Origin of the sequence: Succinivibrio dextrinosolvens DSM 3072 (assembly GCF_900167015.1) — a bacterium.
GTDB classification, from domain to species: Bacteria; Pseudomonadota; Gammaproteobacteria; order Enterobacterales; family Succinivibrionaceae; genus Succinivibrio; species Succinivibrio dextrinosolvens.
The window spans coordinates 17699-40906 of record NZ_FUXX01000005.1 but is presented as its reverse complement, the minus strand read 5'-3'; the positions used below and the strand labels follow the sequence as shown (position 1 = coordinate 40906).

The 23208-nt window shown below is 41.9% G+C and carries 23 protein-coding genes; 18 read left to right on the top strand and 5 right to left on the bottom strand.

Features of this window, described 5'->3' with window-relative positions:
• The first annotated feature begins 353 nt into the window (after nucleotides 1-353).
• From B5D46_RS02500 to fliJ, 7 genes are all read left to right on the top strand, one after another.
• Nucleotides 354-1499: an asparaginase gene (locus B5D46_RS02500; protein WP_078928075.1), complete on the top strand. Its 1146-nt coding sequence runs from the start codon at nucleotides 354-356 to the stop codon at nucleotides 1497-1499.
• Between the two features lie 230 nt (nucleotides 1500-1729).
• On the top strand, nucleotides 1730-2155 hold the full coding sequence (fliE, locus tag B5D46_RS02495; RefSeq protein WP_051639272.1) for a flagellar hook-basal body complex protein FliE: 426 nt from the start codon (nucleotides 1730-1732) through the stop codon (nucleotides 2153-2155).
• Nucleotides 2156-2183: 28 nt separating this feature from the next.
• Nucleotides 2184-4025, top strand: coding sequence for a flagellar basal-body MS-ring/collar protein FliF (gene fliF, locus B5D46_RS02490; RefSeq protein ID WP_078928074.1), 1842 nt, complete (start codon nucleotides 2184-2186; stop codon nucleotides 4023-4025).
• Between the two features lie 135 nt (nucleotides 4026-4160).
• Nucleotides 4161-5153, top strand: coding sequence for a flagellar motor switch protein FliG (fliG, locus tag B5D46_RS02485; RefSeq protein ID WP_327192103.1), 993 nt, complete (start codon nucleotides 4161-4163; stop codon nucleotides 5151-5153).
• Between the two features lie 18 nt (nucleotides 5154-5171).
• Entirely contained in the window at nucleotides 5172-6593 is a 1422-nt protein-coding gene (locus B5D46_RS02480) for a FliH/SctL family protein (protein WP_078928073.1), read from the top strand.
• 12 nt (nucleotides 6594-6605) lie between these two features.
• Nucleotides 6606-8036: a flagellar protein export ATPase FliI gene (gene fliI / locus B5D46_RS02475; RefSeq protein ID WP_078928072.1), complete on the top strand. Its 1431-nt coding sequence runs from the start codon at nucleotides 6606-6608 to the stop codon at nucleotides 8034-8036.
• 7 nt (nucleotides 8037-8043) lie between these two features.
• Complete coding sequence (fliJ, locus tag B5D46_RS02470; RefSeq protein WP_031491389.1) at nucleotides 8044-8496, top strand: flagellar export protein FliJ; 453 nt, start codon at nucleotides 8044-8046, stop codon at nucleotides 8494-8496.
• Between the two features lie 101 nt (nucleotides 8497-8597).
• Here fliJ and B5D46_RS02465 read toward each other — a convergent pair whose 3' ends face one another.
• Nucleotides 8598-8786: a hypothetical protein gene (locus B5D46_RS02465; RefSeq protein ID WP_078928071.1), complete on the bottom strand. Its 189-nt coding sequence runs from the start codon at nucleotides 8784-8786 to the stop codon at nucleotides 8598-8600.
• A gap of 547 nt (nucleotides 8787-9333) precedes the next feature.
• On the opposite strand from B5D46_RS02465, the gene B5D46_RS02460 reads away from it, so the two are divergent.
• The 10 genes from B5D46_RS02460 (at nucleotide 9334) to B5D46_RS02415 (ending at nucleotide 18229) form a co-directional block, all read left to right on the top strand.
• Nucleotides 9334-11301, top strand: a complete 1968-nt coding sequence (locus B5D46_RS02460; RefSeq protein ID WP_078928070.1) for a flagellar hook-length control protein FliK — start codon at nucleotides 9334-9336, stop codon at nucleotides 11299-11301.
• A gap of 66 nt (nucleotides 11302-11367) precedes the next feature.
• Nucleotides 11368-11916, top strand: coding sequence for a flagellar basal body-associated FliL family protein (locus tag B5D46_RS02455; RefSeq protein WP_078928069.1), 549 nt, complete (start codon nucleotides 11368-11370; stop codon nucleotides 11914-11916).
• Between the two features lie 12 nt (nucleotides 11917-11928).
• Complete coding sequence (gene fliM, locus B5D46_RS02450) at nucleotides 11929-12975, top strand: flagellar motor switch protein FliM (protein ID WP_078928068.1); 1047 nt, start codon at nucleotides 11929-11931, stop codon at nucleotides 12973-12975.
• Nucleotides 12976-12985: 10 nt separating this feature from the next.
• Nucleotides 12986-13393, top strand: coding sequence for a flagellar motor switch protein FliN (fliN, locus tag B5D46_RS02445; RefSeq protein ID WP_078928067.1), 408 nt, complete (start codon nucleotides 12986-12988; stop codon nucleotides 13391-13393).
• Nucleotides 13394-13400: 7 nt separating this feature from the next.
• Nucleotides 13401-13817 (top strand): FliO/MopB family protein, encoded by a 417-nt coding sequence (locus B5D46_RS02440; protein WP_159443002.1) that lies wholly within the window; start codon nucleotides 13401-13403, stop codon nucleotides 13815-13817.
• A complete protein-coding gene (gene fliP / locus B5D46_RS02435) occupies nucleotides 13795-14646 on the top strand; it encodes a flagellar type III secretion system pore protein FliP (protein WP_234973808.1) in 852 nt (283 codons plus the stop codon). Before B5D46_RS02440 ends, fliP begins: the two co-directional genes overlap by 23 nt.
• A 1-nt stretch (nucleotide 14647) precedes the next feature.
• A complete protein-coding gene (gene fliQ, locus B5D46_RS02430) occupies nucleotides 14648-14917 on the top strand; it encodes a flagellar biosynthesis protein FliQ (protein ID WP_031491397.1) in 270 nt (89 codons plus the stop codon).
• The gene (gene fliR, locus B5D46_RS02425) at nucleotides 14917-15711 is read left to right on the top strand and encodes a flagellar biosynthetic protein FliR (protein ID WP_078928064.1); all 795 of its coding nucleotides are present in this window, start codon (nucleotides 14917-14919) and stop codon (nucleotides 15709-15711) included. Before fliQ ends, fliR begins: the two co-directional genes overlap by 1 nt.
• Before the next feature lie 278 nt (nucleotides 15712-15989).
• The gene (gene ahpC, locus B5D46_RS02420; protein ID WP_459551245.1) at nucleotides 15990-16577 is read left to right on the top strand and encodes an alkyl hydroperoxide reductase subunit C; all 588 of its coding nucleotides are present in this window, start codon (nucleotides 15990-15992) and stop codon (nucleotides 16575-16577) included.
• Between the two features lie 20 nt (nucleotides 16578-16597).
• Complete coding sequence (locus tag B5D46_RS02415; RefSeq protein WP_078928062.1) at nucleotides 16598-18229, top strand: FAD-dependent oxidoreductase; 1632 nt, start codon at nucleotides 16598-16600, stop codon at nucleotides 18227-18229.
• An 81-nt stretch (nucleotides 18230-18310) separates the two neighbouring features.
• Here B5D46_RS02415 and ppnN read toward each other — a convergent pair whose 3' ends face one another.
• From ppnN to B5D46_RS02395, 4 genes are all read right to left on the bottom strand, one after another.
• Nucleotides 18311-19687: a nucleotide 5'-monophosphate nucleosidase PpnN gene (gene ppnN / locus B5D46_RS02410; RefSeq protein WP_078928061.1), complete on the bottom strand. Its 1377-nt coding sequence runs from the start codon at nucleotides 19685-19687 to the stop codon at nucleotides 18311-18313.
• 105 nt (nucleotides 19688-19792) lie between these two features.
• Complete coding sequence (gene queF / locus B5D46_RS02405; RefSeq protein WP_078928060.1) at nucleotides 19793-20620, bottom strand: NADPH-dependent 7-cyano-7-deazaguanine reductase QueF; 828 nt, start codon at nucleotides 20618-20620, stop codon at nucleotides 19793-19795.
• Nucleotides 20620-21348, bottom strand: a complete 729-nt coding sequence (locus B5D46_RS02400) for a 16S rRNA (uracil(1498)-N(3))-methyltransferase (protein WP_078928059.1) — start codon at nucleotides 21346-21348, stop codon at nucleotides 20620-20622. The genes queF and B5D46_RS02400 overlap by 1 nt, the downstream gene beginning before the upstream one ends.
• A 78-nt stretch (nucleotides 21349-21426) precedes the next feature.
• Entirely contained in the window at nucleotides 21427-22203 is a 777-nt protein-coding gene (locus tag B5D46_RS02395) for an endonuclease (protein ID WP_159443001.1), read from the bottom strand.
• A gap of 162 nt (nucleotides 22204-22365) precedes the next feature.
• Here B5D46_RS02395 and B5D46_RS02390 point away from each other — a divergent pair, with 162 nt between their 5' ends.
• The gene (locus B5D46_RS02390) at nucleotides 22366-23208 is read left to right on the top strand and encodes a DUF5718 family protein (protein WP_078928057.1); all 843 of its coding nucleotides are present in this window, start codon (nucleotides 22366-22368) and stop codon (nucleotides 23206-23208) included.

The window sequence follows — 23208 nt, the reverse complement described above, 5'->3', positions numbered from 1 at the left end:
ATTTAATTTTTTGAGCAACTTTATACTAGACCTTGGGACTTTGCACTAAATTTACGCACGGTTTCTTGTGGGGCGAATTTAACTGATACACGACATTCTGTTCTTTCGGTGAATCTGCACCTCAAAAGTGATTTTGTGCATGTAAATAATTCATTGTGTCCTTTAATAGGGAGAAATGATGGTGTCAGGTTGTTTTTTATAAATAACAACATAAAATCAAACACATATCAGCGTCAGTCAGAGCTAACAGTAAAAGATTATCCTTTTTACTGATGGTTTATGCGTTAAGAGGATATTTCTTTTCTTTACGCTGAAACGTAAAGAAAAATGTCTCAAACAATTGGAGTTTATTTATGAAAAAAAATCTATTTAAAGGTGTAGCTATTCTACCAATAGCTTTAGCTTTAGCAATTACAACAGGCTGTGCTACAAACACCGAAGCTCAGTCCACAGCTGTGTCTGCAACCACAGGCGCAACTACCGTTGTAAGCACTCCTGCTCCTGAGAAGAAACAGGTTAAGAAGAATCTTCCAACTGTTGCAATTCTTGCAACCGGCGGCACCATTGCCGGTACCGGTGCTGAGGGTAAGTCAACCAACTACAAGCCAGGTCAGCTGAATGTTGAGGCTCTGGCAGAGGCTGCAAAGCTATCTGATGTAGCTAATGTTCATGGCGAGCAGATCTGCAACATCAATTCAGACGACATTACCTCAGAGATCTGGTTACAGATTGCAAACCGCATAAATAAACTTGCTAAGGATTCATCTGTATCCGGCTTTGTAATTACCCATGGAACTGATACCTTAGATGAGACTGCATATTTCCTGAATCTTGTACTAAAGACTGACAAGCCTGTTGTTGTAACCGGTTCTATGAGACCTTCAACTGCAATCTCTGCAGATGGTCCATTAAATCTTCATCAGTCTGTAGCTCTGGCTTCTAATCCAAGTGCCAAGGGTAAGGGCGTAATGGCTGTTATTTCTGACAGAATCTATGGTGCACGTGACATCCGCAAGATTAACACCTTCAATGTAAATGCTTTTAATTCTGGCGATTACGGCTGTATGGGCTATGTAATTGATGATAATGTTCTGTTCTACAGTCAGCCTGTAAAGAAGCACACAGTAAACACCGAGTTTAATGTTTCAAATCTGAAGACCTTACCTAAAGTTGCTGTTCTTTACTTTAACGTAGATACCGACGGTTCAATTATTGATTACTATGCTCAGAAGGGCTATAAGGGTATTGTTATCGCAGGTGCCGGCAGCGGTGAGTACAGCGTAAGCTGGAAAGAGGCAATTGCAAGACATCCTGAGATGATTGTGGTTCGCAGTACCCGTGTAGGTTCAGGTTATGTATCAGCAAGTGATGACTACGATATTGCAAACGTACTTCGCTGCGATGATCTTCAGCCACAGAAGGCTGCAGTTCTACTAAGACTTGCTCTGACCAAGACTTCAAAGAAGGCTGAAATCCAGAAGATTTTTGACAAGTACTAATATCTGATTCTATCCGTAAATAAAATAATAGGCCGGTTAACTATAATCGGCCTTTTTTTATGCGATTCAACTCAACTCTTTGATAATTTTTCTTTTTGTATTTGTTTAAAAGTAAGTACGATTAAACTAGTAGTGTTATCTTTTCGTGAGTATGATTTGAAAGTTGGCATGCTAATTGATTAGATACTCGTAGCAATATGTGTCTGTCAGTTTTTTGACAGGAGGAATCTATGAGTTTAATGATCAATCCTTTAGTAGCTAACCCTACAATGTTAAATCAGCTTCAGAGAATGCAGCAGAATATGCGTTCTTTGCAGGTTGCATCAACTGGCATGAAAGATACATTGCAGCAGAAGATTGAAAATGCTCCGGTAATGGTGCCAGGTCAGTCTGAGTCAGACAAGAGTGATTCAGTTCAGACCAAGGATAACATTGGTGCCTTTGCCAACATGCTTCATGAAGCTTTTGAGAATGTTAATACCATTCAGAACGATGCCGCCAATAAACAGACACGTTTCGATCTTGGTGACAGAAAGGTCACCCTGTCAGACGTAATGCTGGCAACTCAGAAGGCCAGTCTATCTTTTGACGCTACCGTTCAGATTAGAAACAAGATGATTGAAGCTTACAGAACCATATCTCAGATGCAGATTTAACTGCATATTCGGATGATGAGGAACTAATATGTCAGAAAACGGATTCCCAGTTGCTCCAGGAAATCAGGATGAAAGCAATCTGCCAGCTACAACTGATGGTGCTGATGCATCATCAACTGATATTGCTGTATCAGATTCCGCTCCTGTTCCTAGTACCGGTATTCCTGAGAAGCACTCGGCTATAAAGAGTTTCTTTAAGGATGGCGAAATGGTTCGCCGTCTGGTGATCCTCATTTTCCTGGTTATCTTTGTTGCGGGTATCATTTTTGCGGTTATAAGCTTCACCTCAACAGGCGGCAAGACCCCTGATACAGAGAGAAAGCTTGGACAGTACTCATCTCAGGAAATCGGAAACGTACTGGACTTTTTAGATACTGAAGGCTACAAATACAAGCTTGCAAACAATAACACCATTATCGTGGATGCAAACGAGTACAGCGATATTACCGAGCAGATGCTGCGTAAGGGTATTGCTCTTCCTCAGGAGGCAACCGACGAGGGTGATCAGATTATTATGACCGACTCTGGCTTCGGTGTTTCCCAGAGAATGGAAAACGAGAGAATCAAGCACAGCCGTGAGGTTCAGCTTGCAAGAGCCATTGAGCGTATTGACGGTATTTCACATGCAACCGTACTTTTAGCAATTCCAAAGGACAATGTATTTGCAAGAGAGAAGAGCAGACCAAGTGCTGCTGTAGTTGTTACTCTAAAGCCAAATACCTATCTGTCTCCAGAGAATGTTAATTCCATCAGATTCCTTGTAGCATCCTCAGTACATAATCTTCTGTCAAAGGATGTTACTGTTACCGATCATAATGGCCGTCAGTTAAGCGCCGAGGTAAAGGGGGATACTCCTGAGAGCAAGATTCAGCGTGAGTTTGAAATGAGAACCATGCGTGAGGCTCAGTATCGCGATAAGCTTGATTCAATACTGATGCCAATGCTTGGTCTTGGCCGTTACTCTGCCGAGGTTGATGTAACTCTTGATACCACCGTACAGGAGGAAACAGCTCAGCTTTATAATCCTGATTCTCAGGCAGTACGTTCAGAGACCTTAAAGGAACAGTCTGGTAATGAGGATAAGAAGAATCCTTACGGTGTTCCTGGCTCTCTTTCTAATCAGCCTCCTGCAAACGCTGCAATTCCACAGCAGCTGAAGGACGGTACAGGAAGCTCTTCGGATTCAACCTCAAATCGTAAGGAAAGCCGTGAAGCTGTTCGTAACTACGAAGTTGATACCACAGTAAGACATACTGTTCGTCCATCAAATATCGTATCCCGTCTGACTGTATCTGTTGCAGTTGACTATGACCGTATTGTGGATGCTGAAGGCGGTGTTAAATATGAGCCTCGTTCACAGCAGGATCTAGATAAGATCGCTGATCTGGTTCGCGGTGGTTTAGGCCTGAATGAGACTCGCGGTGACTTTGTAAAGGTTGAGACTGTATGTTTCCCTCATGGCGATGTTAAGCCTCCACTACCTTGGTACGAGCAGGAGTTCTTCTACAGACTTGTACGTATCGGCGGATCTGTTATTGTTGTGCTGATTGTGGTTATCTTCGTGATACGTCCTCTGCTCAACAAGCTGCTGCACAAGGACGAGGAGGATATGTCTCCAGAGGCAGAGCAGGACGAGCTCGATTCTCAGTCTGCACTTGACGGCTATGACGATTTCAACCTGATAGCCAAGAACAAGGAACTTGCTGATCAGGTATACACTATCAACAATGACGGCGGTATTGAGCTTCCTAACCTTCATAAAGAAGCTGATCTGCTCAAGGCTGTCAGAACTCTGGCTTCCAATGAACCTCAGCTGACTGCGGAAGTTATAAAAGAATGGCTTAACGCTGATTTTAAGGATAAGAACTAGGGTAGTACTATGTCAGATGAAAAGGTTTCAGCAGCTCCAGCACCAGCTCCTGCTCCAGCTGCAATGCCACCAATCGGTGGCGGACAGAATGCTTTACTAGAATTCTCTGATGATGAAAAAACAGCACTGGAGAATATGTCCGGTATGGACAAGGCTGTTCTTCTGATGCTGTCTCTTTCAGAGGAGGATGCTGCTCAGATCTTCAAGAATCTGGAGCCTAAACAGGTTCAGAAGCTTGGTATAAGAATGTCTGAAATGGCAACCTTCTCTCAGGATCAGGTTAATGCGGTTCATAAATCCTTTTTAAAGGAAGTAACCAAGCATTCAAATCTTGGTCTTGGAAATTCAGACTTTGTTCGTCATGCTCTGGTTTCTGCTCTGGGTTCAGAAAAGGCCAACAACCTTATCGAACAGATTTCTCTTGGTACCGGTTCTCGTGGTCTGGATTCCTTAAAGTGGATGGACGCAAGACAGGTGGCAACCATTATTCAGAACGAGCATCCTCAGATTCAGACTATCGTGCTCTCCTATCTGGAGCCTGAACAGTCTGCTGAGATTCTGTCTCAGTTCAATGAAACAGTAAGACTTGATCTGATTATGCGTATTGCAACCTTAGAGGAAGTTCAGCCAGCAGCTTTGCAGGAGTTAAACGAGATTATGGAGAAACAGTTCGCTGGTGCCGCAGGTTCTCAGACAGCCAAGATTGGTGGTCTGAAGAGTGCTGCAGATATCATGAACTACTTAGACAGCTCAACCGAGACTCAGCTGATGAATGCTATTCAGTCTCAGGACAAGGAAATCGGTGGTCAGATCCAGGATCTTATGTTCGTATTCGAGAACCTCAATACTGTGGACGACCGTTCTATTCAGACTCTGCTGCGTGATATTCCATCAGATGTTCTGCAGAAGGCTCTTAAGGGCGCTGATGACGGCCTCAAGGAGAAGTTCTTCAAGAACATGTCTTCTCGTGCTGCTGCATCTATGAAGGAAGATCTTGCATCTATGGGTCCTACCAAGCTGTCCGATGTTGAGGCTGCTCAGAAGGAAATTCTTACCATTGCTAGAAAACTTAATGATTCAGGTGCCATTATGCTCAGCCGTGGAGGTGGCGGTGGTGACTTTGTTTAATAATAAGGCAGTTCTCGTATGAGTGATTTTTTTCAGAAGAACGCCGCAGCAGCGGATGGCGATGTAGCTAATGCTTCTGACCTGGCCAAAGATAAGCCAGGCCGTGTCGATATACGCTATGACAAGAAGATTTCTACTGTTACACCTGCTGCCAACGTCTCAAACTATAAGGTTAAGGTATGGCCAACACTCCCTGGTGATTTCGTGACCGGCACCAATGCTCTGGGCATGAATGTGGAGATGGTTGAGCGCAAGCGGGCCCTGATGCGACTGGAGAAGAGACGTAATGATTATCTTGAGGAAGTGCAGCTGATTTTAGATGCTCACAAGATCCTTGAGGAGGAAGAAGCCGCTGACAGAGCTGCACGCGGTATTACCAGCATCACTATTGAAGAAGTTGAAAAAATCAGAAGCGATGCCTATGAGGAAGGAAAGTCTCAGGGCCATGATGAAGGCTATCAGACAGGTCTTGAGGAAGGCAGAGCTGATGGTGAAAAACAGGGACATGATGAAGGTCTTGAGAAGGGCAAAGAGGAAGGCTATGCTCTTGGTCTTGAACAGGGAAGGGCCGAAGGCTTTGAAAAGGGCCATGATGAAGGCCTTGAATCTGGACAGAAGGTTGTCTTAGAGCAGGTAGAGCGTTTTAGGTATCTTGCAGACTCTCTTGCAAATCCTCTGCGTGAGGTCGATAAAGAGGTAACCGATGAGATTGCCTACATTATCTCAAGACTTGCAAAGGTGATTATTCAGAAGGAAATTGCTTCAAATGCTGATTTCCTTAAAAAGAGTATTGAGTACGCTCTTTCAATTCTTCCATCTGCAGATAATCCTGTATCCATTTATCTGAATCCTGATGATTATGCTGTTATAAATGCAGCTATCGGCAGTGATTACATTAAAGAGCAGGGCTGGGACCTTCAGGAATCTGCCAACCTTGATATCGGCGATATCAAGGTCGTTAACAAGAATTCCGTGGTTAACTGGAGAATCAATGACAGAATAGACTCTCTTTTAGATGAGTTTCTCTCCAAGGTCTATCCCGCAGTAGATTCGGCACTGAGAGAATCCATTGAAGGCTGTCCTGAATATAATGAACTGCCAAAGAAGTCTCTTGCTCCTAGAAATCTTGACGATATAAGCGGTGCTCTGAAGAGCAAAGCCGAACAGAATGCTCCTGTAGCTCCACAGGTTCAAAGCGCTGAAGGAACAGCACCGTTGGATCATGATAATATAGCTCAGAGTATGCAGGCTCAGTCTCCTCTAACAGATGATCCTGCTCCATATGTCGATGATTTTGGTCATCCTGTTTATCAGTCTCCTGATGGACAGCTTTACTATTTTGATGAAAACAACAATCGTGTCTATGTGGATGAAAATGGTGTGCCTATTGAAAACGGGGCTGAGGTTGAAGCAGTGGCAGAACCTCAGGCCGGAGTTTAGCAGGGGCAGACTATGAGTAATCTTTTATCCCGTCTGCAGTCCATAAGCCTGCCAAGCCGTGAGGAGAGCCCTGTTTTATCAGGAAGACTGACCAGAGTGGTCGGTCTTACTTTAGAGGCTGTCGGCATCAAGGTGCCAATAGGCCAGAGATGCCGTATTGATACAGAAAGTGGTCCTATGCTGGCTGAGGTTGTAGGTTTCTCTGGTGAAACCACTTATCTTATGCCAACTACAGAAATCATTGATGTACAGAATGGCGATCTGGTTACTCCTATCTCCAGTACTGAATCATATCCATATGGTCTGCATCTTCTTGGCAGAGTCGTGGATGGTCTTGGTAATCCTATTGACGATAAGGGCCCGTTAACCTCAGAAACTGCAACCAAATGGAATCCTGTCAAACTGAATCCAATGGCCAGAAGACCGATCAAAAAGCCTCTGGATGTTGGTATCAAGGCAATCAATTCAATGCTGACCATAGGACAGGGGCAGCGTATTGGTCTGTTTGCAGGTTCCGGTGTTGGTAAGTCTGTTCTTTTAGGTATGATGACCAGAGGAACCAATGCGGATGTAGTAGTTGTAGGTCTGATCGGTGAGCGTAGCCGTGAGGTTAAGGAATTTATTGATGATATTCTAGGTGAGGAAGGCAGAGCCCGTGCGGTTGTGGTTGCAGCTCCTGCTGATTCTTCTCCTTTAATGCGTCTTAAGGGCTGTGAGACAACTCTTTCCATTGCCGAGTACTTCCGTGATCAGGGATACAACGTCCTGTTAATGATTGACTCGCTTACCCGTTATGCTATGGCTCAGCGTGAGATCGCACTTGCAGTGGGCGAACCTCCTGCAACCAAAGGTTATCCTCCATCAGTGTTTGCAAAAATGCCTGCTCTGGTTGAGCGCGCTGGTAACGGTGGAGAAGGTCAGGGCTCAATTACAGCTTTCTTTACTGTTCTTGTTGAAGGTGATGATCTTCAGGATCCAATTGCCGATTCTGCCAGAGCAATTTTAGACGGCCATATTGTATTATCCCGTCAGCTTGCAGACTCCGGTCATTTCCCTGCTATAGATATTGAAAAGTCTGTAAGCCGTGTTATGCCTGCTGTGGTTACTGCAGAACATATGATTATGGCAAGAACCATAAGACAGTGTGTATCTCAGTATTCTCAGAGTAAGGAACTCATTCAGATCGGTGCTTATCAGAAAGGTTCTGATCCTAATATCGACCAGGCAATTATGATTAAGCCTTACATTGATGAGTTTACTGTTCAGGATATGAAGGAGATTGTTCCTTTCAAACAGTCTCTGGACGGCCTGGAGCAGCTTTCAATGATTCTTATCAATGATGCTCAGAAAAGAGTTGATGCGCTGACTGTCAAGAAAGGAAATGTTCCTGTGGCTAATAATAAGGCTCAGGGTAATACAAATCAGTTTGTCAGAGAGCAGTAGTTAGCCTATGAGTGATAAAGCTCTTAATCTGGTTTTAGATTTAAGAAAACGAGAGGAGGATGAGGCATTAGAGCTTCTGATTGAAGCTCAGAACAATGTTGCATCCTTTGAACGGCAGATTGCTCAGCTAAAGGAATTTGAAAATATCTATACTGAAGAGATGAAGTCTAAATCCCAGTTTCAGATGGGAATGGGCACCTACCTTGGATATCAGCAGTTTATCAACAAGCTTGAGAGAATTAAGGAGCGACAGGAAGCTGGTCTTGTAAAGCTTCAGGAGCAGGAAAACCGTGCTCGTTCCAATTATCTTGACAAGCAGAAACAGCGTAAAATTATCGAATCTCTTATTGAAAAACATCGCATTGAGCGCGAACGCCTTGAGGCCAGAGCAGAACAGAAGCTCAGTGATGATATTGTCTCATCAAAACAGGCAAGAATTTTTATTCAGAAGATGAAGTAGGATTTGTTTCCTGAATAGATTTTTTGTCTATTCTTTCTGTAATCTACCAATCAAGATCAGCTTTAATTACGAGAAAAAAAGCTGATCTTAGAATTGATCTCTTATTCAACAGTATCCATTCTTGGTACACCATTGCGATCAAGTAATAGAGTGCATGGTGATACTGCATAGAAAGCAAGTGAAATTAGAGCGGCAACTGCTTCCCATAAAATCTTGTCATTGAAAAATAGATATCCGAAGAAAAATACAATGCAAGTAATAATTGCAAGAGTAGTAAAAATTGGTTTCATTCTTTCAACCCTGATGAAAAGTTATCAGCCTATGTTAAAAGGAAACTATTTATGTGAAATAAGATTCAGACATACCTCTTCTTAAAGAAGATGGAGTTTCCTGTTCGATAGTTCTTTGAAAATAGCTGTAAGCCCATAGGAGAACTAGCGATTTAACCGTATAACTCCGAATGTCTGTATTTTTTTATTTGATAGTCCTGACTTCCTAAAAGGCTGTCCTGACTAAATTTGGAATCTGTATCACAAAATATACACAACTGAATTTAAAAAAAACATGCCTAATTTTATTAAAAAATTGCCTAAAAGCGAAAATATTTATATAAGTATATTGATTTATATGGGATTTTGATAACATATTTTTTTGTATAAATATTACTATTCTTGTAAAAAACTCTCTCTCCATGCTCCAAAAAAGACATCTTTTGAAATTGGCAGATAAATTGCATTTATGTTGACGTGAGTTTTGAATTTTTAAGGTTAATGATTCATAACTGTTTGATATTAAATGTAATATCTGGAATTATTCAATGAAAAAAGGAGATGTGGAATGCAGGCGGTAAGCAGCTCATATCAACTTGATGATGCAAAGGTTGCCATAAGTGGCAATCTTAAGAGTCAGGCTGCCCTGAATTCTGGAGTGGATTTTTCTAAAATTCTCAAGGACTGTGCTTCTGTGCAGAAGAAAGCTTCTCAAAGAGATTCTTCTGAGGTTCAAAGCCGACAGTTTGTAGCCAGAGAGATTAGAAGGGAAAAGTCCGTGCCAGAACAGAAAGGCAGGAATGATGGCATCAGTCTAAATAAGAATTGCAGTGATAATTCATCTAAGAGAGAGGTGGAGGCAGATAGCTTAAATACACGTAATCAGTTGAATCAGGTCTCAGATGAAGTCTCAGATAAGGATTTAGGAAAAGTCTCAGATAAGAGATATGATACAGATGAATCTATGGACGCTAAAGCTGTTATCAGTGAAGCAGATTCAGAGGATTCTGCGGATATTACATCTAAGAGAAAATTCATCCGTGAAACAAATGGGGAAAAACAGATTGATGTTTCTGAGCCTCTACAGCTTCAGGATGAACTAATCCGTGTCGATACTGCTGAAGTTTCAGAGGCAGCTGTTAATACTGTTTCATCTGCAGAATCTGCAGTTGATACAACCGTAAAATCATCTGTACTGACTGATGTGGCAGCAAAAAACGATACCTTCAGCGACTCTGGAACACAGTTAGATAATGTCATCATCTCTGATGATGTACACAGCCTGTTCTCTAAGATCTCTGAGATCGCAGCTGAGAATGGAATTGATCTGACTACAGTTGATCCAAAGGTCCTAAATGATCTTGTGTACAAGATGTCATCTTCTCCTTTGACAGAATTTGATACCAGAGAATTTGAGAAGGCTGCTGCTCTTTTCTTAAAGGGAGATCTTAAGTCATTTGATTCACTCCAAAGTACAGAGAGTGCTCCTCAGGTTAAGCCGTTTGCAGCTTTAGACGATGTGATGAGCATGCTTAAGGATCTTGATGGAACAGTAAAAATCAATAATGAAAAGCCTCTGTTCTCGGTAACTGAAGATTTCGGTGCCCGTGATTTTGAGGTAATTGAAGACAGTATCAAGGCATCATTAAGTATGGATGAGATCCTTTCCAAAGAGGATGTTAAGACCAAGATAAATTCAATTATTGATAGTAAGAAGGACAGTCTTCAGAGTTCTCTTGAAAAATCTGTAGCTCTGCTTCAGAAGGTAGTGAGTGCAGCATCTTTAGAGTCTGAGGTTAAGAGTGAGATCCCTTCATCAAGAGTTGATGCATTTGCCATCAATCCTCGCTCACTGACTGAAAGCAGTATAAATCTGAATCCTGATGGCTTTATGTCCGGTTCATTCTCAGAGCAGGGCAAATCATCAATGTTCTCACAGTCAAATCCTAACGGATATGGCTCACTGGCATCTGCAATGAAGACAGGTGGTGATCTGGGCATGACTGCATTTGAAGGTTCAAAGCTTGATTTACTGAATATGTCATCAGATCTTAAGGAAAATGCAAGGGCTCTGGCAATGAAGGTAATGGAGATGTCATCACGTAATCTGAAATCTCTTGATCTGACATTGAATCCAGAAGGTTTAGGAAAAATGAGAATTCTTATTGATGCAACTTCAGCAGATGAAATTTCCAAGATTTCCATCAGTGCATCTCATTCAGGAACACGTGCAATGCTTGAAAGCGGTATTGACGTTCTGAAGAATCTTCTTGAATCCAATAATATTTTTGCAAGAACCGAAGTCTCTGAATATGGTGATGAAAGCGCATTTGAAGGCTCTTCTTCAGAGAATTTTGCAGAGAATTCCGGCCATAATCAGCAGCAGAAAAAAGAAAATGAAGAAAATCAATCTGATAACGGCACACTCTTTGCAGGAGGTAAAATTAATGTCGAGGTGTCAGAAAACCATCATGAAGAGAATAATGAAAATTTAGATATCTCACAAAATAGCAATACAGTAAGCTATTTTGCATAGAAATATATGATAACTAAATGAATATTTTTATCTGTGTGCCATAATATAAAAAAAAAGGAGAGAATTATGGCTAAAGAAAAAGATGATGTTGATGTAGCAGATTCAGATGACGCTCCTAAAAAGAAAGGTAAGCTTTTCTTAATCATAGCTATTCTTCTGCTACTTATTATCGGTGCAGGCGGTTATTTCGGTGCTGCATATTTCATGCATCTCCCTCCTTTTGAACCTCCTGGGCCAACCCCTGAGGAAATTGCCGCACAGAAGGCAGCTGAGGAAAAGGAAAAGATGTTGCTTCAGCGCGATATCTATGTTCCTTTCGATCAGACTTTTACGTTCTCTATCAAGAGCGACAGAAGAATTCATACCGGACAGGTTCAGGTTGTGCTGGTTGTTATTGGCGAGGAAAACGAAGCTTTAGCCAAGAAACATCTGACCTTAATGAACAGTGTTATTTTCGAGAGACTTTCAGCCCAGTCATATGAAGCTTTACTGCTTCCATCTGGAAGACAGAGATTAAAGCGTGAACTACTGGATGCTGTAAGAGCAAAGATGTCTGAGCTTAACAAGACTCCGGTCGTAGACCAGATTCTGTTTACCAGCTTTGTTCTTCAGTAAGGAGCTTATAACGTGACCGAGTTTTTAACTCAGGACGAAATCGATGCTCTGTTGCACGGAGCGGATGATGTAGAAGAGGAAAAGCCCCAGGAAACTACGGGCGTCAAGAGCTTTGATTTTGGCTCACAGGAACGTATTGTTCGTGGTCGTATGCCAACTTTGGAGCTGGTTGACGAACGTTTCGCCCGTCACATGCGTATCAGTCTTTTCAACATGATGCGTCACAGTGCCGAAGTTACCTGGACAGGCGTGAATATGATGAAGTTTGGTGAATACACCCAGACTCTGTTCGTGCCTACCTCTTTGAACATGGTTCGTTTCCGTCCTCTAAAGGGTACAGCTCTGATCACACTGGAAGCTCGACTGGTATTTATTCTGGTAGAAAACTTTTTCGGTGGCGAGGGTAGATTCAGAACCAAGATTGAGGGTCGTGAATTTACTCCAACAGAAAGAAGAATTACCCAGAAACTTCTGAAGATGGTATTCGCAGATTACAAGGAAGCATGGTCTCCTGTAATGGATGTTGAGTTTGAATACCTGGATTCTGAAGTTAACCCTTCGATGGCGAACATTGTTTCTCCTTCAGAGGTGCTGGTAGTAAATCAGTTCCATGTTGATCTTGATGGTGGCGGCGGTGATCTTCACATCTGCTTCCCATACTCAATGATCGAGCCTATCAGAGAGCTTTTGGATGCTGGTGTTCAGTCTGACAAGGGCGATACTGATGTAAGATGGAATAAAGCTCTGCGTGAAGAGGTAATGGATGTCAGCGTTGATATGAAGGTAAAGCTTCTTGATACTCTGGTTTCATTGCGAGATGTGATGGATTTTAAGGTTGGCGATGTTTTAAACGTTGATATTCCTGATAATCTGTTAGTATATGTAGAGGATCTGCCAAGCTATCATGCCAAGCTTGGACAGTCAAAAGATAAAATGGCCATCAGAATCTCTGAGGTACTGGAAAGACCTAAGAGTGCTAAGAATGACTTCAGCTTTATTAAAGGTAATGGAGTTAATATTGCTGATGATGATGAGATTGAAGATTTTGATGACGATTAGAAGGTGATGTATGTCAGAAGATCAGAAATTAGCCGACGAGTGGGCTGCTGCTCTAGGTGCTCAGGAAGGTGGTAACGAAGAGGCTGTTGCACCTCCTGTCGAAGAATTTGAAGAAGAGAATGGTGCTCCTGGTAAAGCTCCTCTAACTGCAGAAGAGCGTAAGAAACTGGATTCTATTTTAGATATTCCGGTTACCATTACCATGGAAGTTGGTCACGCAAAGATATCCATCAGAAATCTTCTACAGCTCAATCAGGGCTCTGTTATCGAGCTTGAGCGTATGGCTGGCGAGCCACTGGATGTGCTGGTAAACGGTACACTGATTGCTCACGGAGAAGTTGTTGTAGTTAACGATAAGTTTGGTATCCGTTTAACTGATGTTATCAGTCAGGTTGAGCGTATTAAGAAGTTGCAGTAAAGAATGTATGATTAGACGTATAGTATGCGCTTTTAGTTTTTTTGCAGTAACAGATGTTCTTGCTGCAGAGGATAAGGCTGGTGGTCCAGTATTGGACACAGCCTCTATTTTTTCCTGGGTATTGTCCACCTTTGTTATCCTGTCATTGATTGTCGCTCTGGCATACCTGCTTAAAAAGACCCGTTTTGTTAAAGTCAACAAAGGAACTTTAGGAATTGAAAACCAGCTTTATGTTGGTCCTAAGCAGAGAGTGGTTATTGTAAAGGCCGGAAGCAAAAGGGTTCTGCTTGGTGTTACCCAGAATCAGATTACCTACCTTACAGATGTCGATGATGTAAAACTAGAATTTGAAAGAATAATGTCTGGTGCAGATGAGCAGACACAAAAGAGCGTGAAAGAGAATGATTCTACAAAAGGCGAATAATCATGAGATGATGGGAAATACCAGGGCTTTACTTAAAACTCTTGCTTCCCTTAAGAAGACGTTTGCAGTCAGTCTCTGCATTGCAATTGTAAGTGCTGCCGTTCTGTATTTTATTCCTACTGCCTCAGCTGCAGGCAATCTTGATATTAACGCCTTTACTGTGAAAATCAATCCGGATGGCACCTCAGATTATGCATTAAGTCTGCAGGTTGTTATTCTGATGGGACTTCTGTCATTTATCCCATCTATTCTGGTGATGATGACCTCTTTTACCAGAATTGTAATCGTAATCAGTATTCTTCGTCAGGCAATCGGTCTGCAGGCCGCACCTTCAAATCAGGTTGTTGTCGGTATAGCTCTGTTTATGACAGTGTTTGTGATGACTCCCGTTTTTGATGATATGTACACCACTGCTATCGAACCCTATATGGAAGAGAAGATTGAGGCCAGGGAAGCCTTCTCACTTGCCCAGAAGCCTCTTCACAAATTCATGATAACTCAGACCAGACTGACTGATCTGAATGCATTCTCAGAGTATGCCAATGTAAAAATTGACAAACTTGATGATGTACCAATGAGAGTTGTAATTCCTGCATTTATCATCAGTGAGCTTAAGACAGCCTTCCAGATTGGCTTTATGCTGTTCCTGCCATTTCTGATTATTGACCTGGTTGTAGCATCCATTCTGATGGCTATGGGTATGATGATGCTGTCGCCAATGATTGTGTCTCTGCCTTTTAAGCTGATGCTGTTTGTTCTGGTTGACGGCTGGTCTCTCATCATGGGTACTCTGATGACAAGCTTTGGTATAGGCGTCGGAGGAACATAATATGGAAGCCGAGGTCTTTATTGATATTGTTCGAGAAGCGTTAGGACTGGTGGCTATTCTGGTTAGTGCCAGTATTATTCCTTCTTTGTGTGTCGGTTTGATTGTGTCTGTTTTTCAGGCTGCAACCTCAATTAACGAGCAGACCTTATCCTTTCTGCCTCGTCTGGTTGTTACTGTTGGAGCTCTGATTTTCGGTGCTCACTGGGGCCTTGAAAAGCTGATGTCATTCTTCAGACTTATTATTGAGCTGATTCCTCAGTCGATTGGGTAATGAATTTTTTAGAGCCGATTTCATTAACTGCTATTGCTCAGCTTGTCTGGCCTCTGTGCAGAATAGGCGCATTTTTTGGCAGTATGTTTGCGATTTCGTCACGTAGTATTCCTACGCTGACTAAGGCTCTTACTGCTCTGGCTATTACTCTGTGCATGCTTCCAAATATTCCTGATCTGGCTCCTAATACTGAGCCATTCAGTGTTTATGGAATTCTGGTTACTATCAAAGAGGTTCTAATCGGTCTTGCTCTGGGAATGGTTACTCTGTTTGTATCCCAGGCTTTTATCATTGCAGGTCAGGCTGTTGCTATGCAGACAGGCTTAGGTTTCGCTTCACTGGTTGATCCTGTGTCTGGTACCAATACTCCTGTTGTAGGTCAGTTCTTCACAGTTCTGTGTACTCTGGTTTTCTTTTCCATAAATGGACATTTACTCTTTTTCAACCTGCTTTTGGAAAGCTTTACCACCTTACCTATGGGATCATTTATCCCAACTAACAGCTTAAATGATCTGATGTTTTTCTCAGGTTCAATGTTCAAAGCAGGTCTTGCCATGTCCATGAGTGCAATCTGTACCATGCTGGTGGTTAACTTTACTCTTGGTGTTATGACCAAGGCTGCTCCTCAGCTGAACATTTTCTCTTTAGGTTTTGCAATCTCCATGATTGTTGGTATTGCTGTTCTTACCTTCTCACTAGGCGCATTCATGAGCAATTTCTACAACAACTTTAACGAGCTGTTCTCAACAGCATGTTCTCTTGTTGGAAGAGAATGTTCTGACGTCCTGCATTAGTTCATCATAGTTAATTCCCATATATACAAAATTTTATTACTAACTATCTGAATTATAAATGTATCTTAATTCTTATTAAGAATGATTATCAATAGCGTTCAATTTGATTAAATTAAATGGTATTATTCTTAACATGAAATGAACGAGAAGTTTGATTCAGGTTGTAAAACTTTCTCTTTTTTTTAGTGATAAGAGTTATCTAATGCTAATATGAGTTAGCATTAGATAATTTAAAAGGTTTTTAATTTTAGTAAGTTATATATTAACTAGGAGTTTTAATTATGTCATTAATCAATAAAGAGCTAGCAGACTTCAAAGTAAACGTATACCAGAATAAAGACGGTGTAAAAGGCAAGGGTGAGTTCAGAGAGATTACCAAGGCTGATTTATTAGGTAAGTGGTCAGTACTGTTCTTCTATCCAGCTGACTTTACATTCGTATGTCCAACAGAACTTGAGGATCTGGAAAACCAGTATGCTAACTTCAAGAAGATTGGCTGTGAAATCTACTCTGTTTCCTGTGATACTCACTTTGTTCACAAGGCATGGCATGAGAGCTCCGAGAAGGTTGGCAAGATCTGCTATCCTATGATTGGCGATCCAACCGGAGCGCTGGCTCGTGATGTTGATGCCTATATCGAGGATGCCGGTATGGCAGAGCGTGGAACTTACATCATCAATCCTGAGGGTAAGATTGCAGCTTACGAGGTTAGTGCAGGCAATGTAGGACGTAACGCTGAAGAGCTTCTTCGTAAGGTTCAGGCTCTGCAGTTTGTAGCGGAGCACGGTGATGAGGTATGTCCTGCTAAGTGGCAGCCTGGTAAGGAAACCTTAAAGCCTTCATTTGATCTGGTTGGTTTAATCTAAAACACAAAGGATGGTGTCTCATGGATAAAATGTATGATGCCATTATTATCGGCGGTGGCCCAGCGGGGCTAACCGCCGCTATATACCTGGCAAGAGCAAGATATAAAGTATTAGTTGTTGAAAAAGAGAAAATCGGCGGTCAGATTACCATAACTTCTGAAGTCGTAAATTACCCTGGTATTATCAGTACCAGCGGTACAGAACTTACCTCCACCATGTATCAGCAGGCTCATAATTTTGGAGCCGAATTCCTAAGTGCTGATGTTACTTCTCTGAATCTTAACGATAAAATCAAAGAAATCACCACCTCAAAAGGCCTCCTGAAATCTCTATCTGTAATTATTGCCACAGGCGCAAATCCAAGAAGAGTTGGTTTTGAAGGCGAGGATAAATTCCAGGGTAGGGGCGTTGCGTACTGTGCAACCTGTGATGGCGAATTCTTTACAGGAAAAGATCTTCTGGTTATCGGAGGTGGCTTTGCTGCAGTTGAAGAGAGTATCTTTCTGACTAAATATGCCCGCTCTATAACCATCTGTGTTCGTTCTGACGATTTTAAATGTGCCAGAAGTGTCAGCGATGAGCTTAAAAAATACCCATCAATAAAAGTCCGTTTCAATACTGAAGTTCTAAAGGTGGACGGAGAGAACTCTGTTGAATATGCAAAACTAATCAATAATGTTACACGTGAAGAATCTGATTTCAGATCTTCAGATGGACAGAATTTCGGAGTTTTCGTATTCGCAGGCTATGTTCCTAATACCTCTCTGTTTAAGGGTAAGATTACATTAGATGAAAACGGATATGTAATCACAGATGAGAACAGAATGACTTCTGTTGAAGGTGTTTATGCCGCAGGTGATCTGTGTGTCAAGAATCTGCGTCAGGTTGTAACTGCCGTATCCGATGGCGCTATCAGTGCAACTGCAGCAGAAAAGCATATCTCAAAGCTTCATGATGAGCTGAGTCTGCCTGAATTCAAGCAGGAGAAATCATCTTCAGACAGTAAGAGTGCTCCTTCAGCAAAGGTTATTTCTACAGAGAGTGAAGACTCTGATTCCTTCCTGTCGGCAGAAATAAAGGCTCAGGTTGGGGCTGTAATCGCAAAATTTGAGAATGATGTGATTATTAGAGTTCACGATGATAACTCTGAGCTAGCCGCAAAGCTTAAGGGCTTTAGTGAAGAGTTCTCATCCCTCTCAGAGCGAATTCATTATGAAGTTATAAATACCGACTCAGAGCCTGGTATTCATATTCTGAATCATGATGGTTCGTCAGACAGAATAGTATTCCATGGCGTACCAGGAGGGCACGAGTTCAATTCCTTTATTGTGGCTTTATACAATACCGCAGGTCCTGGGCAGGCAATTGATGATGCTCTTCTGTCATCAATTAAGGCAATAGATAAGGATGTTGATATCAAGGTTGTCGTGTCCTTAAGCTGCACCATGTGTCCTGAAGCGGTAATGGGCTCTCAGCGAATTGCCTCCTTGAGTGAGAAGGTTAAGGCTCAGATGTTTGATATTCAGTACTATCCTGATTTGAAGGATAAATACAATATCATGAGTGTTCCTTGTATTATTCTGAATGATTCAAAGGTGGTTTTCGGTAAGAAGAATGCTGGAGATTTTGTTGAGCTGATTTCAACTCTGTAGTTAATCGGGAGATTAACTCTAGACAAGTAATACAGAGAACTCAGAGTATATTGTCTTTGAGCTCTCTGTTTTCTTTTCAGCTTAGTCCTTGCACAGTTCGTAACATGGCTTGTACTCCTTCTTTGACAGAAGTACACGTCCCTGCTTGATATAGCTTCGCAGAAGCTTATCCATTGATCTGATGATATCCTTGTCACCGTGGAGCTTGAATGGTCCTTTCTGAGCGACAAGCTTGATACCGTATTCCTTAACGTTACCTGCCACGATACCAGAGAAGGCTGCTCTCAGATTGCAGGCAAGCTTCCAAGGTTCCTGGTCTCGCTTGAGGTTCAGTTTAGCCATGAATTCATGAGAAACAGGATTAGAAATCTGCAGCTCATAAGGGATCTTTAATGTCCAGTTAAAGCAGTAGGAATCGTGAGTAATGGTTCTGTGATCAAGTACAGACTCATTATTCTGCTTAACCTTGGTTGCTACAGCTACAGGATCATCAATAATCAGATCGTAATATCTGGTTACATCAGGACCAAAGCAGAGTACTAAAAATTCTGTTAAGGCATTGAAATACTCTTCTGATTCCTTGTTGCCGGTCAGGATTAAAGGCAGATAGTTATGTTTATTCTCTCCACTCATCTTAATGGCAAGAATATACAGCAGCTCTTCTGCGGTTCCTGGTCCGCCCGGAAAGATAATCATTGTGTGACCTAATCTTACAAAAGCCTCAAGACGTTTTTCGATATCAGGCAGAATAACCAGATCAGAAACCATTGCATTAGGTGGTTCTGCCGCAATGATTGATGGTTCGGTAAGACCAATCATGCGGCATTTATCCTGCTCACACTGCTCGGAGAAGCCCTGGAAGGAACCTTTCATAGGAGCTTCCATTACACCAGGTCCGCAGCCTGTGCAGATATCGATTTTTCTTAAACCAAGCTCCAGGCCGACATTATAGGCGTATTCATATTCTGACTTGGAAATAGAATGACCGCCCCAGCATACAGCGATATTTGGTTTTACACCTGCCTTAAGTACACCTGCATTACGCAGAATGATAAAGATCAGGTTAGTAATATATGCACTTTCTGACTCGTACTGTTTACGAAGAAAATTCTCTCCATCCTTACCTAAGGACTGTAACTGTACGATATCTCTTAGAACTGAATAAAGGTGGTTACGAAGTTTTTTAATTACGACACCTTCTACAACAGCACTCTTAGGTGGATTGATAAGCTCTAGTTTTAAACCTCGCTCGTTTCTAATGATGCTTATTTCAAAATCACTGAAATTATCCAGCAATTCCTTTGAATTGTCTGTAATGTTTCCGCTGTTTAAAACAGCTAAAGAGCAGTTACGATAGAGCTCATAAAGCTCTCCCTTGCTCGACAGGGACAAAGCATCGGCTTCGCTTTGGGTTAACAAAGCCATGGAACCTGATGGCCATACATCTACAATACTCATATGGGCTCCTTATTTATAATAATTACCATTAGATTATAGCCCGCAGGTGCGGGCCATGATTTGACGTGTACAGCTTTTTGTAAAAAATACTGTATTTTTAAGTGGTTATTGTCTAATAAATCTTACAGAAGTGAATTTCTGATCTTTTAGATTGGTTCTGACAGGATTGATATCAATACCGCCTCTTCTGGTGAAGAATGCTGAAACGGTAAGTTCTGAAGGCTCTAATGCGTGCATGATATCAGAGTAGATAAGCTCAACACACTGCTCATGGAAGCCCTGATGATTTCTAAGTGAAACCAGATAATTCAGAAGAGACTCTTCGTTAGGGGCTAGTCCCTTATATTCAATCATTACTGTTGCGTGATCCGGCTGAGAGGTGACAGGGCACAGTGATCTGAAGAGATTGGTGTAATAGATCTTTGAGACAGTTTTCTTACCTTCGGCAAGAGTAAGAACCTTTGGAGAATACTCGTAGCTCTTAAAGCTCATACTCTTGGCAAAATCCTGCTCTTCAAGACAGATTCCCTTTGGACTCTCAAAGGCAAATTCCTTGTTCTTAACCTCAAACAGCTTTACTTCGACCTCACATTCAAGAAGTCTTGACAGATCTCTTGCAAAAACGGTCTCCACATCTTTTAGAGACTCAAATTTTGTCATGGTGAATGACAGCTCATAAAGCTTTAGGGACTTTGATTCCACGATATATCTGCTGGATGCAGGAACCTTCATAATACCCATGCAGACCTCTGGCAGACCGTTTAAATTCAGATAGGTCATTTCATACAGACGCCAGATATCCATACCGTTGAAGCTTTTTAAATGCTTAATTGCTGAACGGCCAAGCGCTCTTTCAATTCTGTGAAGTCTTGATGGAGCGTATTCGTTATCGTAGGTGGTATTCTTTCCAAGAACTAATGGTGAGTTCTCCATTAAAGGTCTCCGTATTTGCTTCCGAGAATACACAATGCAGCCAGGGCTGCGGTCTCGGTTCTTAAAATTCTAGGTCCTAAGGTTACGCCGACAAAACGGTTTTCTGCTGCCTTTGCAATTTCCTCTGCATCAAGGCCGCCTTCAGGTCCGATTAACAGTCTTAAATGCTGTCTGATTTCAAGCTCAGTCAGTTTCTTGTCTGCTCTTGGATCAAGGGTTAATGAAAGAGCCTCGGGATTCTGTGTATACCAGTCGTCAATATTGGTGATGTCATTTACTTTAGGCACCACATTTCTTCCTGACTGCTCACAGGCAGAGATAGCAATCTTCTGCCACTGCTCAACCTTTTTAGACTGGCGCTTTTCATCAAGCTTAACTCCGCATCTTGCGGAATAAAGAGGAGTTATCTCACTGATTCCCAGCTCACAGGCTTTCTGAATAGTGAATTCCATCTTATCGCCACGGCTTATAACCTGGCCTAGTTCAATATAAAGAGGGGACTCAACGTTTCTTTGAATCTCCTTTACACATTTATAGGTAGCCTTTGATTTTGATGCTGAACAGATTACAGCCTCGTACTCGTGTCCGTTGCCGTCAAAAACCACAAAGGGATCATTCTCTTTGAAGCGTAAAACTCTAACAAGGTGTCCGAAGCCATCTTCATCAAGCTCTAGCTCAACGTTTTCTGCAAGGTTAGCGTTATACTGGCAAATTCTTACTGTTCTCATATATAAACTCGGCTAAAAAATCTCAAACGAGCTGAAATTCGTTTTTATATAGTCTGGGCTTAAGCTCTTTTTCTGATTTTAATAATGACACTGCCTGCTGACAAAAGGATTGTCATGTCCCTGGATTTGTCTGACCCGGCTGTTTCTCAGGCACTCATTTTTATCAGGAGCGTACATTTTATCCCATTTTTGGAAAAGATGCTTTTTATCTTTTTCTAGTTCTATATTATATCTTGAACTCATATAAAGATAGGCTCTGGCGATAATGCCTCGGGCTCTAACTGGAGGCATTGCCTCTTCCTTTGATCTGTCTATTACCATTTCACACTGACCGTAGCCTCTGACTTTGTGTCTTGAATGATTTCTGACTTTTTTGCCCGAGATAAAGTCTTTATGATAGTTATCATCTGAAAGACTATCAGTGAAACTGTAGTTGTTGCGGTCGCTGTTAACCTCTCCTATAGCAGGGTAGAGATTGTGCAGATCTGCATGCATTGCCTGAAATTCTGCATCATTGTGTTCACAGTTTCTTCTGTGTCCCTTTACCCAGCAGCGTCTCTTATGCCCAAACTCCCATGCCGGCATGATGTGTTCAGCCTCAATCCTTTTTGCGTTTTTTGCGTATCTGTCGGAGTGATAGCCGCAACTTTCAGGATCAGGCATATAACCACCGCGCTTTGGAAATTTGATATTGCATCCGCAGTACAGTGTCCTTGGGTTATCCATCTCTCTGAAGATTTCTACCATGTTTAGCTTGGCTTCTCGAAAGGATTTATGCTGAAGCTCTGCCTTTGGTGTGTTTACGCTGCAGCTGCACAGAAGAGTAAGAAGGGGAATTAGCAGTAATTTTTTCATGTAATATTTTTGAGAATTCTGATTTAGTCTTGTGTTTATAAGAGTTATCTGAGTCTTCATTTTCTGTTTTTATGCGTATATTTTAAGAGCGGTATGGCGTAACATCAATGTAATTAAGGCAAAAAATTGCTAAAATAGCCTCAGTGAATTAAGGAGTTTTTTATGGCTATTAACTTGAAAATGATGGCTACCTTCGGCGTAGCGGGTAATTTTACCGGACATCTGGAACAGGCTGGTGAGGCTGTTGATTTTACTAATGTTAAAACAGCAGAAGCCAAGGCTCCAAAGGCTGTGTTCCCAACATTCATTCCTCATGCTTCAAAAGTTACCCCTGAGTTTTTAGGCGTATTTCCTTTTGATTCTACCAAGATTATTTTCCCTCAGGGAGAGCAGAAGCTTCAGATTGAACCTGAGTGTGCAATTATCTGCAATGTTGAGTGGGCTGAAGGCAAGGTTGTTGCTCTGACACCTGTTTTCTTCGGTGCATCAAATGACTGCTCTATCCGCAAGGAAGGAGCTAAGAAGATTTCTCAGAAGAAAAACTGGGGACCATCATCAAAGGGCTTTTCTGACAACGCAATTGCCATCGACCGTTTTGATGACAAGGGTATCTTAAACAGATACAGAATTGCTTCATTCCTGGTTCGTGACGGGGTTGTTCATCCTTATGGAGAGGACAGTGCAGTCCGTGATTACAGCTATATTTACGGCAAGCTGATTGAGTGGCTTATTGACAAGCTTAATAATCAGCAGAATGAAGGTCCTGCTGAAATGATTAACAGCTATCTTGCTGAGGCAGGTTTCCCATCACAGATCATGGTTTCTGTAGGTGCTACTCGCTATACAGAATACGGTGAGCATAACTTCCTGCAGAATCAGGATAAGGCTGTGGTTGTTGTTTATCCTGAGGATAAGTATTCACAGACTGATATTGTTAAGGCTGTGGAGAACGGTACCTTAAACGATCCTGAGGTCAGTGTTCTAACCCAGACTGTAGTTGTTTAA

What these genes read in the sequence shown, in the direction of transcription:
- B5D46_RS02500 (WP_078928075.1), top strand. Translation starts at nt 354, where the DNA reads ATGAAAAAAAATCTATTTAAAGGTGTAGCTATTCTACCAATAGCTTTA.
- fliE (WP_051639272.1), top strand. Translation starts at nt 1,730, where the DNA reads ATGAGTTTAATGATCAATCCTTTAGTAGCTAACCCTACAATGTTAAAT.
- fliF (WP_078928074.1), top strand. Translation starts at nt 2,184, where the DNA reads ATGTCAGAAAACGGATTCCCAGTTGCTCCAGGAAATCAGGATGAAAGC.
- fliG (WP_327192103.1), top strand. Translation starts at nt 4,161, where the DNA reads ATGTCCGGTATGGACAAGGCTGTTCTTCTGATGCTGTCTCTTTCAGAG.
- B5D46_RS02480 (WP_078928073.1), top strand. Translation starts at nt 5,172, where the DNA reads ATGAGTGATTTTTTTCAGAAGAACGCCGCAGCAGCGGATGGCGATGTA.
- fliI (WP_078928072.1), top strand. Translation starts at nt 6,606, where the DNA reads ATGAGTAATCTTTTATCCCGTCTGCAGTCCATAAGCCTGCCAAGCCGT.
- fliJ (WP_031491389.1), top strand. Translation starts at nt 8,044, where the DNA reads ATGAGTGATAAAGCTCTTAATCTGGTTTTAGATTTAAGAAAACGAGAG.
- B5D46_RS02465 (WP_078928071.1), bottom strand. Translation starts at nt 8,786, where the DNA reads ATGAAACCAATTTTTACTACTCTTGCAATTATTACTTGCATTGTATTT.
- B5D46_RS02460 (WP_078928070.1), top strand. Translation starts at nt 9,334, where the DNA reads ATGCAGGCGGTAAGCAGCTCATATCAACTTGATGATGCAAAGGTTGCC.
- B5D46_RS02455 (WP_078928069.1), top strand. Translation starts at nt 11,368, where the DNA reads ATGGCTAAAGAAAAAGATGATGTTGATGTAGCAGATTCAGATGACGCT.
- fliN (WP_078928067.1), top strand. Translation starts at nt 12,986, where the DNA reads ATGTCAGAAGATCAGAAATTAGCCGACGAGTGGGCTGCTGCTCTAGGT.
- B5D46_RS02440 (WP_159443002.1), top strand. Translation starts at nt 13,401, where the DNA reads ATGATTAGACGTATAGTATGCGCTTTTAGTTTTTTTGCAGTAACAGAT.
- fliP (WP_234973808.1), top strand. Translation starts at nt 13,795, where the DNA reads ATGATTCTACAAAAGGCGAATAATCATGAGATGATGGGAAATACCAGG.
- fliQ (WP_031491397.1), top strand. Translation starts at nt 14,648, where the DNA reads ATGGAAGCCGAGGTCTTTATTGATATTGTTCGAGAAGCGTTAGGACTG.
- fliR (WP_078928064.1), top strand. Translation starts at nt 14,917, where the DNA reads ATGAATTTTTTAGAGCCGATTTCATTAACTGCTATTGCTCAGCTTGTC.
- B5D46_RS02415 (WP_078928062.1), top strand. Translation starts at nt 16,598, where the DNA reads ATGGATAAAATGTATGATGCCATTATTATCGGCGGTGGCCCAGCGGGG.
- ppnN (WP_078928061.1), bottom strand. Translation starts at nt 19,687, where the DNA reads ATGAGTATTGTAGATGTATGGCCATCAGGTTCCATGGCTTTGTTAACC.
- queF (WP_078928060.1), bottom strand. Translation starts at nt 20,620, where the DNA reads ATGGAGAACTCACCATTAGTTCTTGGAAAGAATACCACCTACGATAAC.
- B5D46_RS02400 (WP_078928059.1), bottom strand. Translation starts at nt 21,348, where the DNA reads ATGAGAACAGTAAGAATTTGCCAGTATAACGCTAACCTTGCAGAAAAC.
- B5D46_RS02395 (WP_159443001.1), bottom strand. Translation starts at nt 22,203, where the DNA reads ATGAAAAAATTACTGCTAATTCCCCTTCTTACTCTTCTGTGCAGCTGC.
- B5D46_RS02390 (WP_078928057.1), top strand. Translation starts at nt 22,366, where the DNA reads ATGGCTATTAACTTGAAAATGATGGCTACCTTCGGCGTAGCGGGTAAT.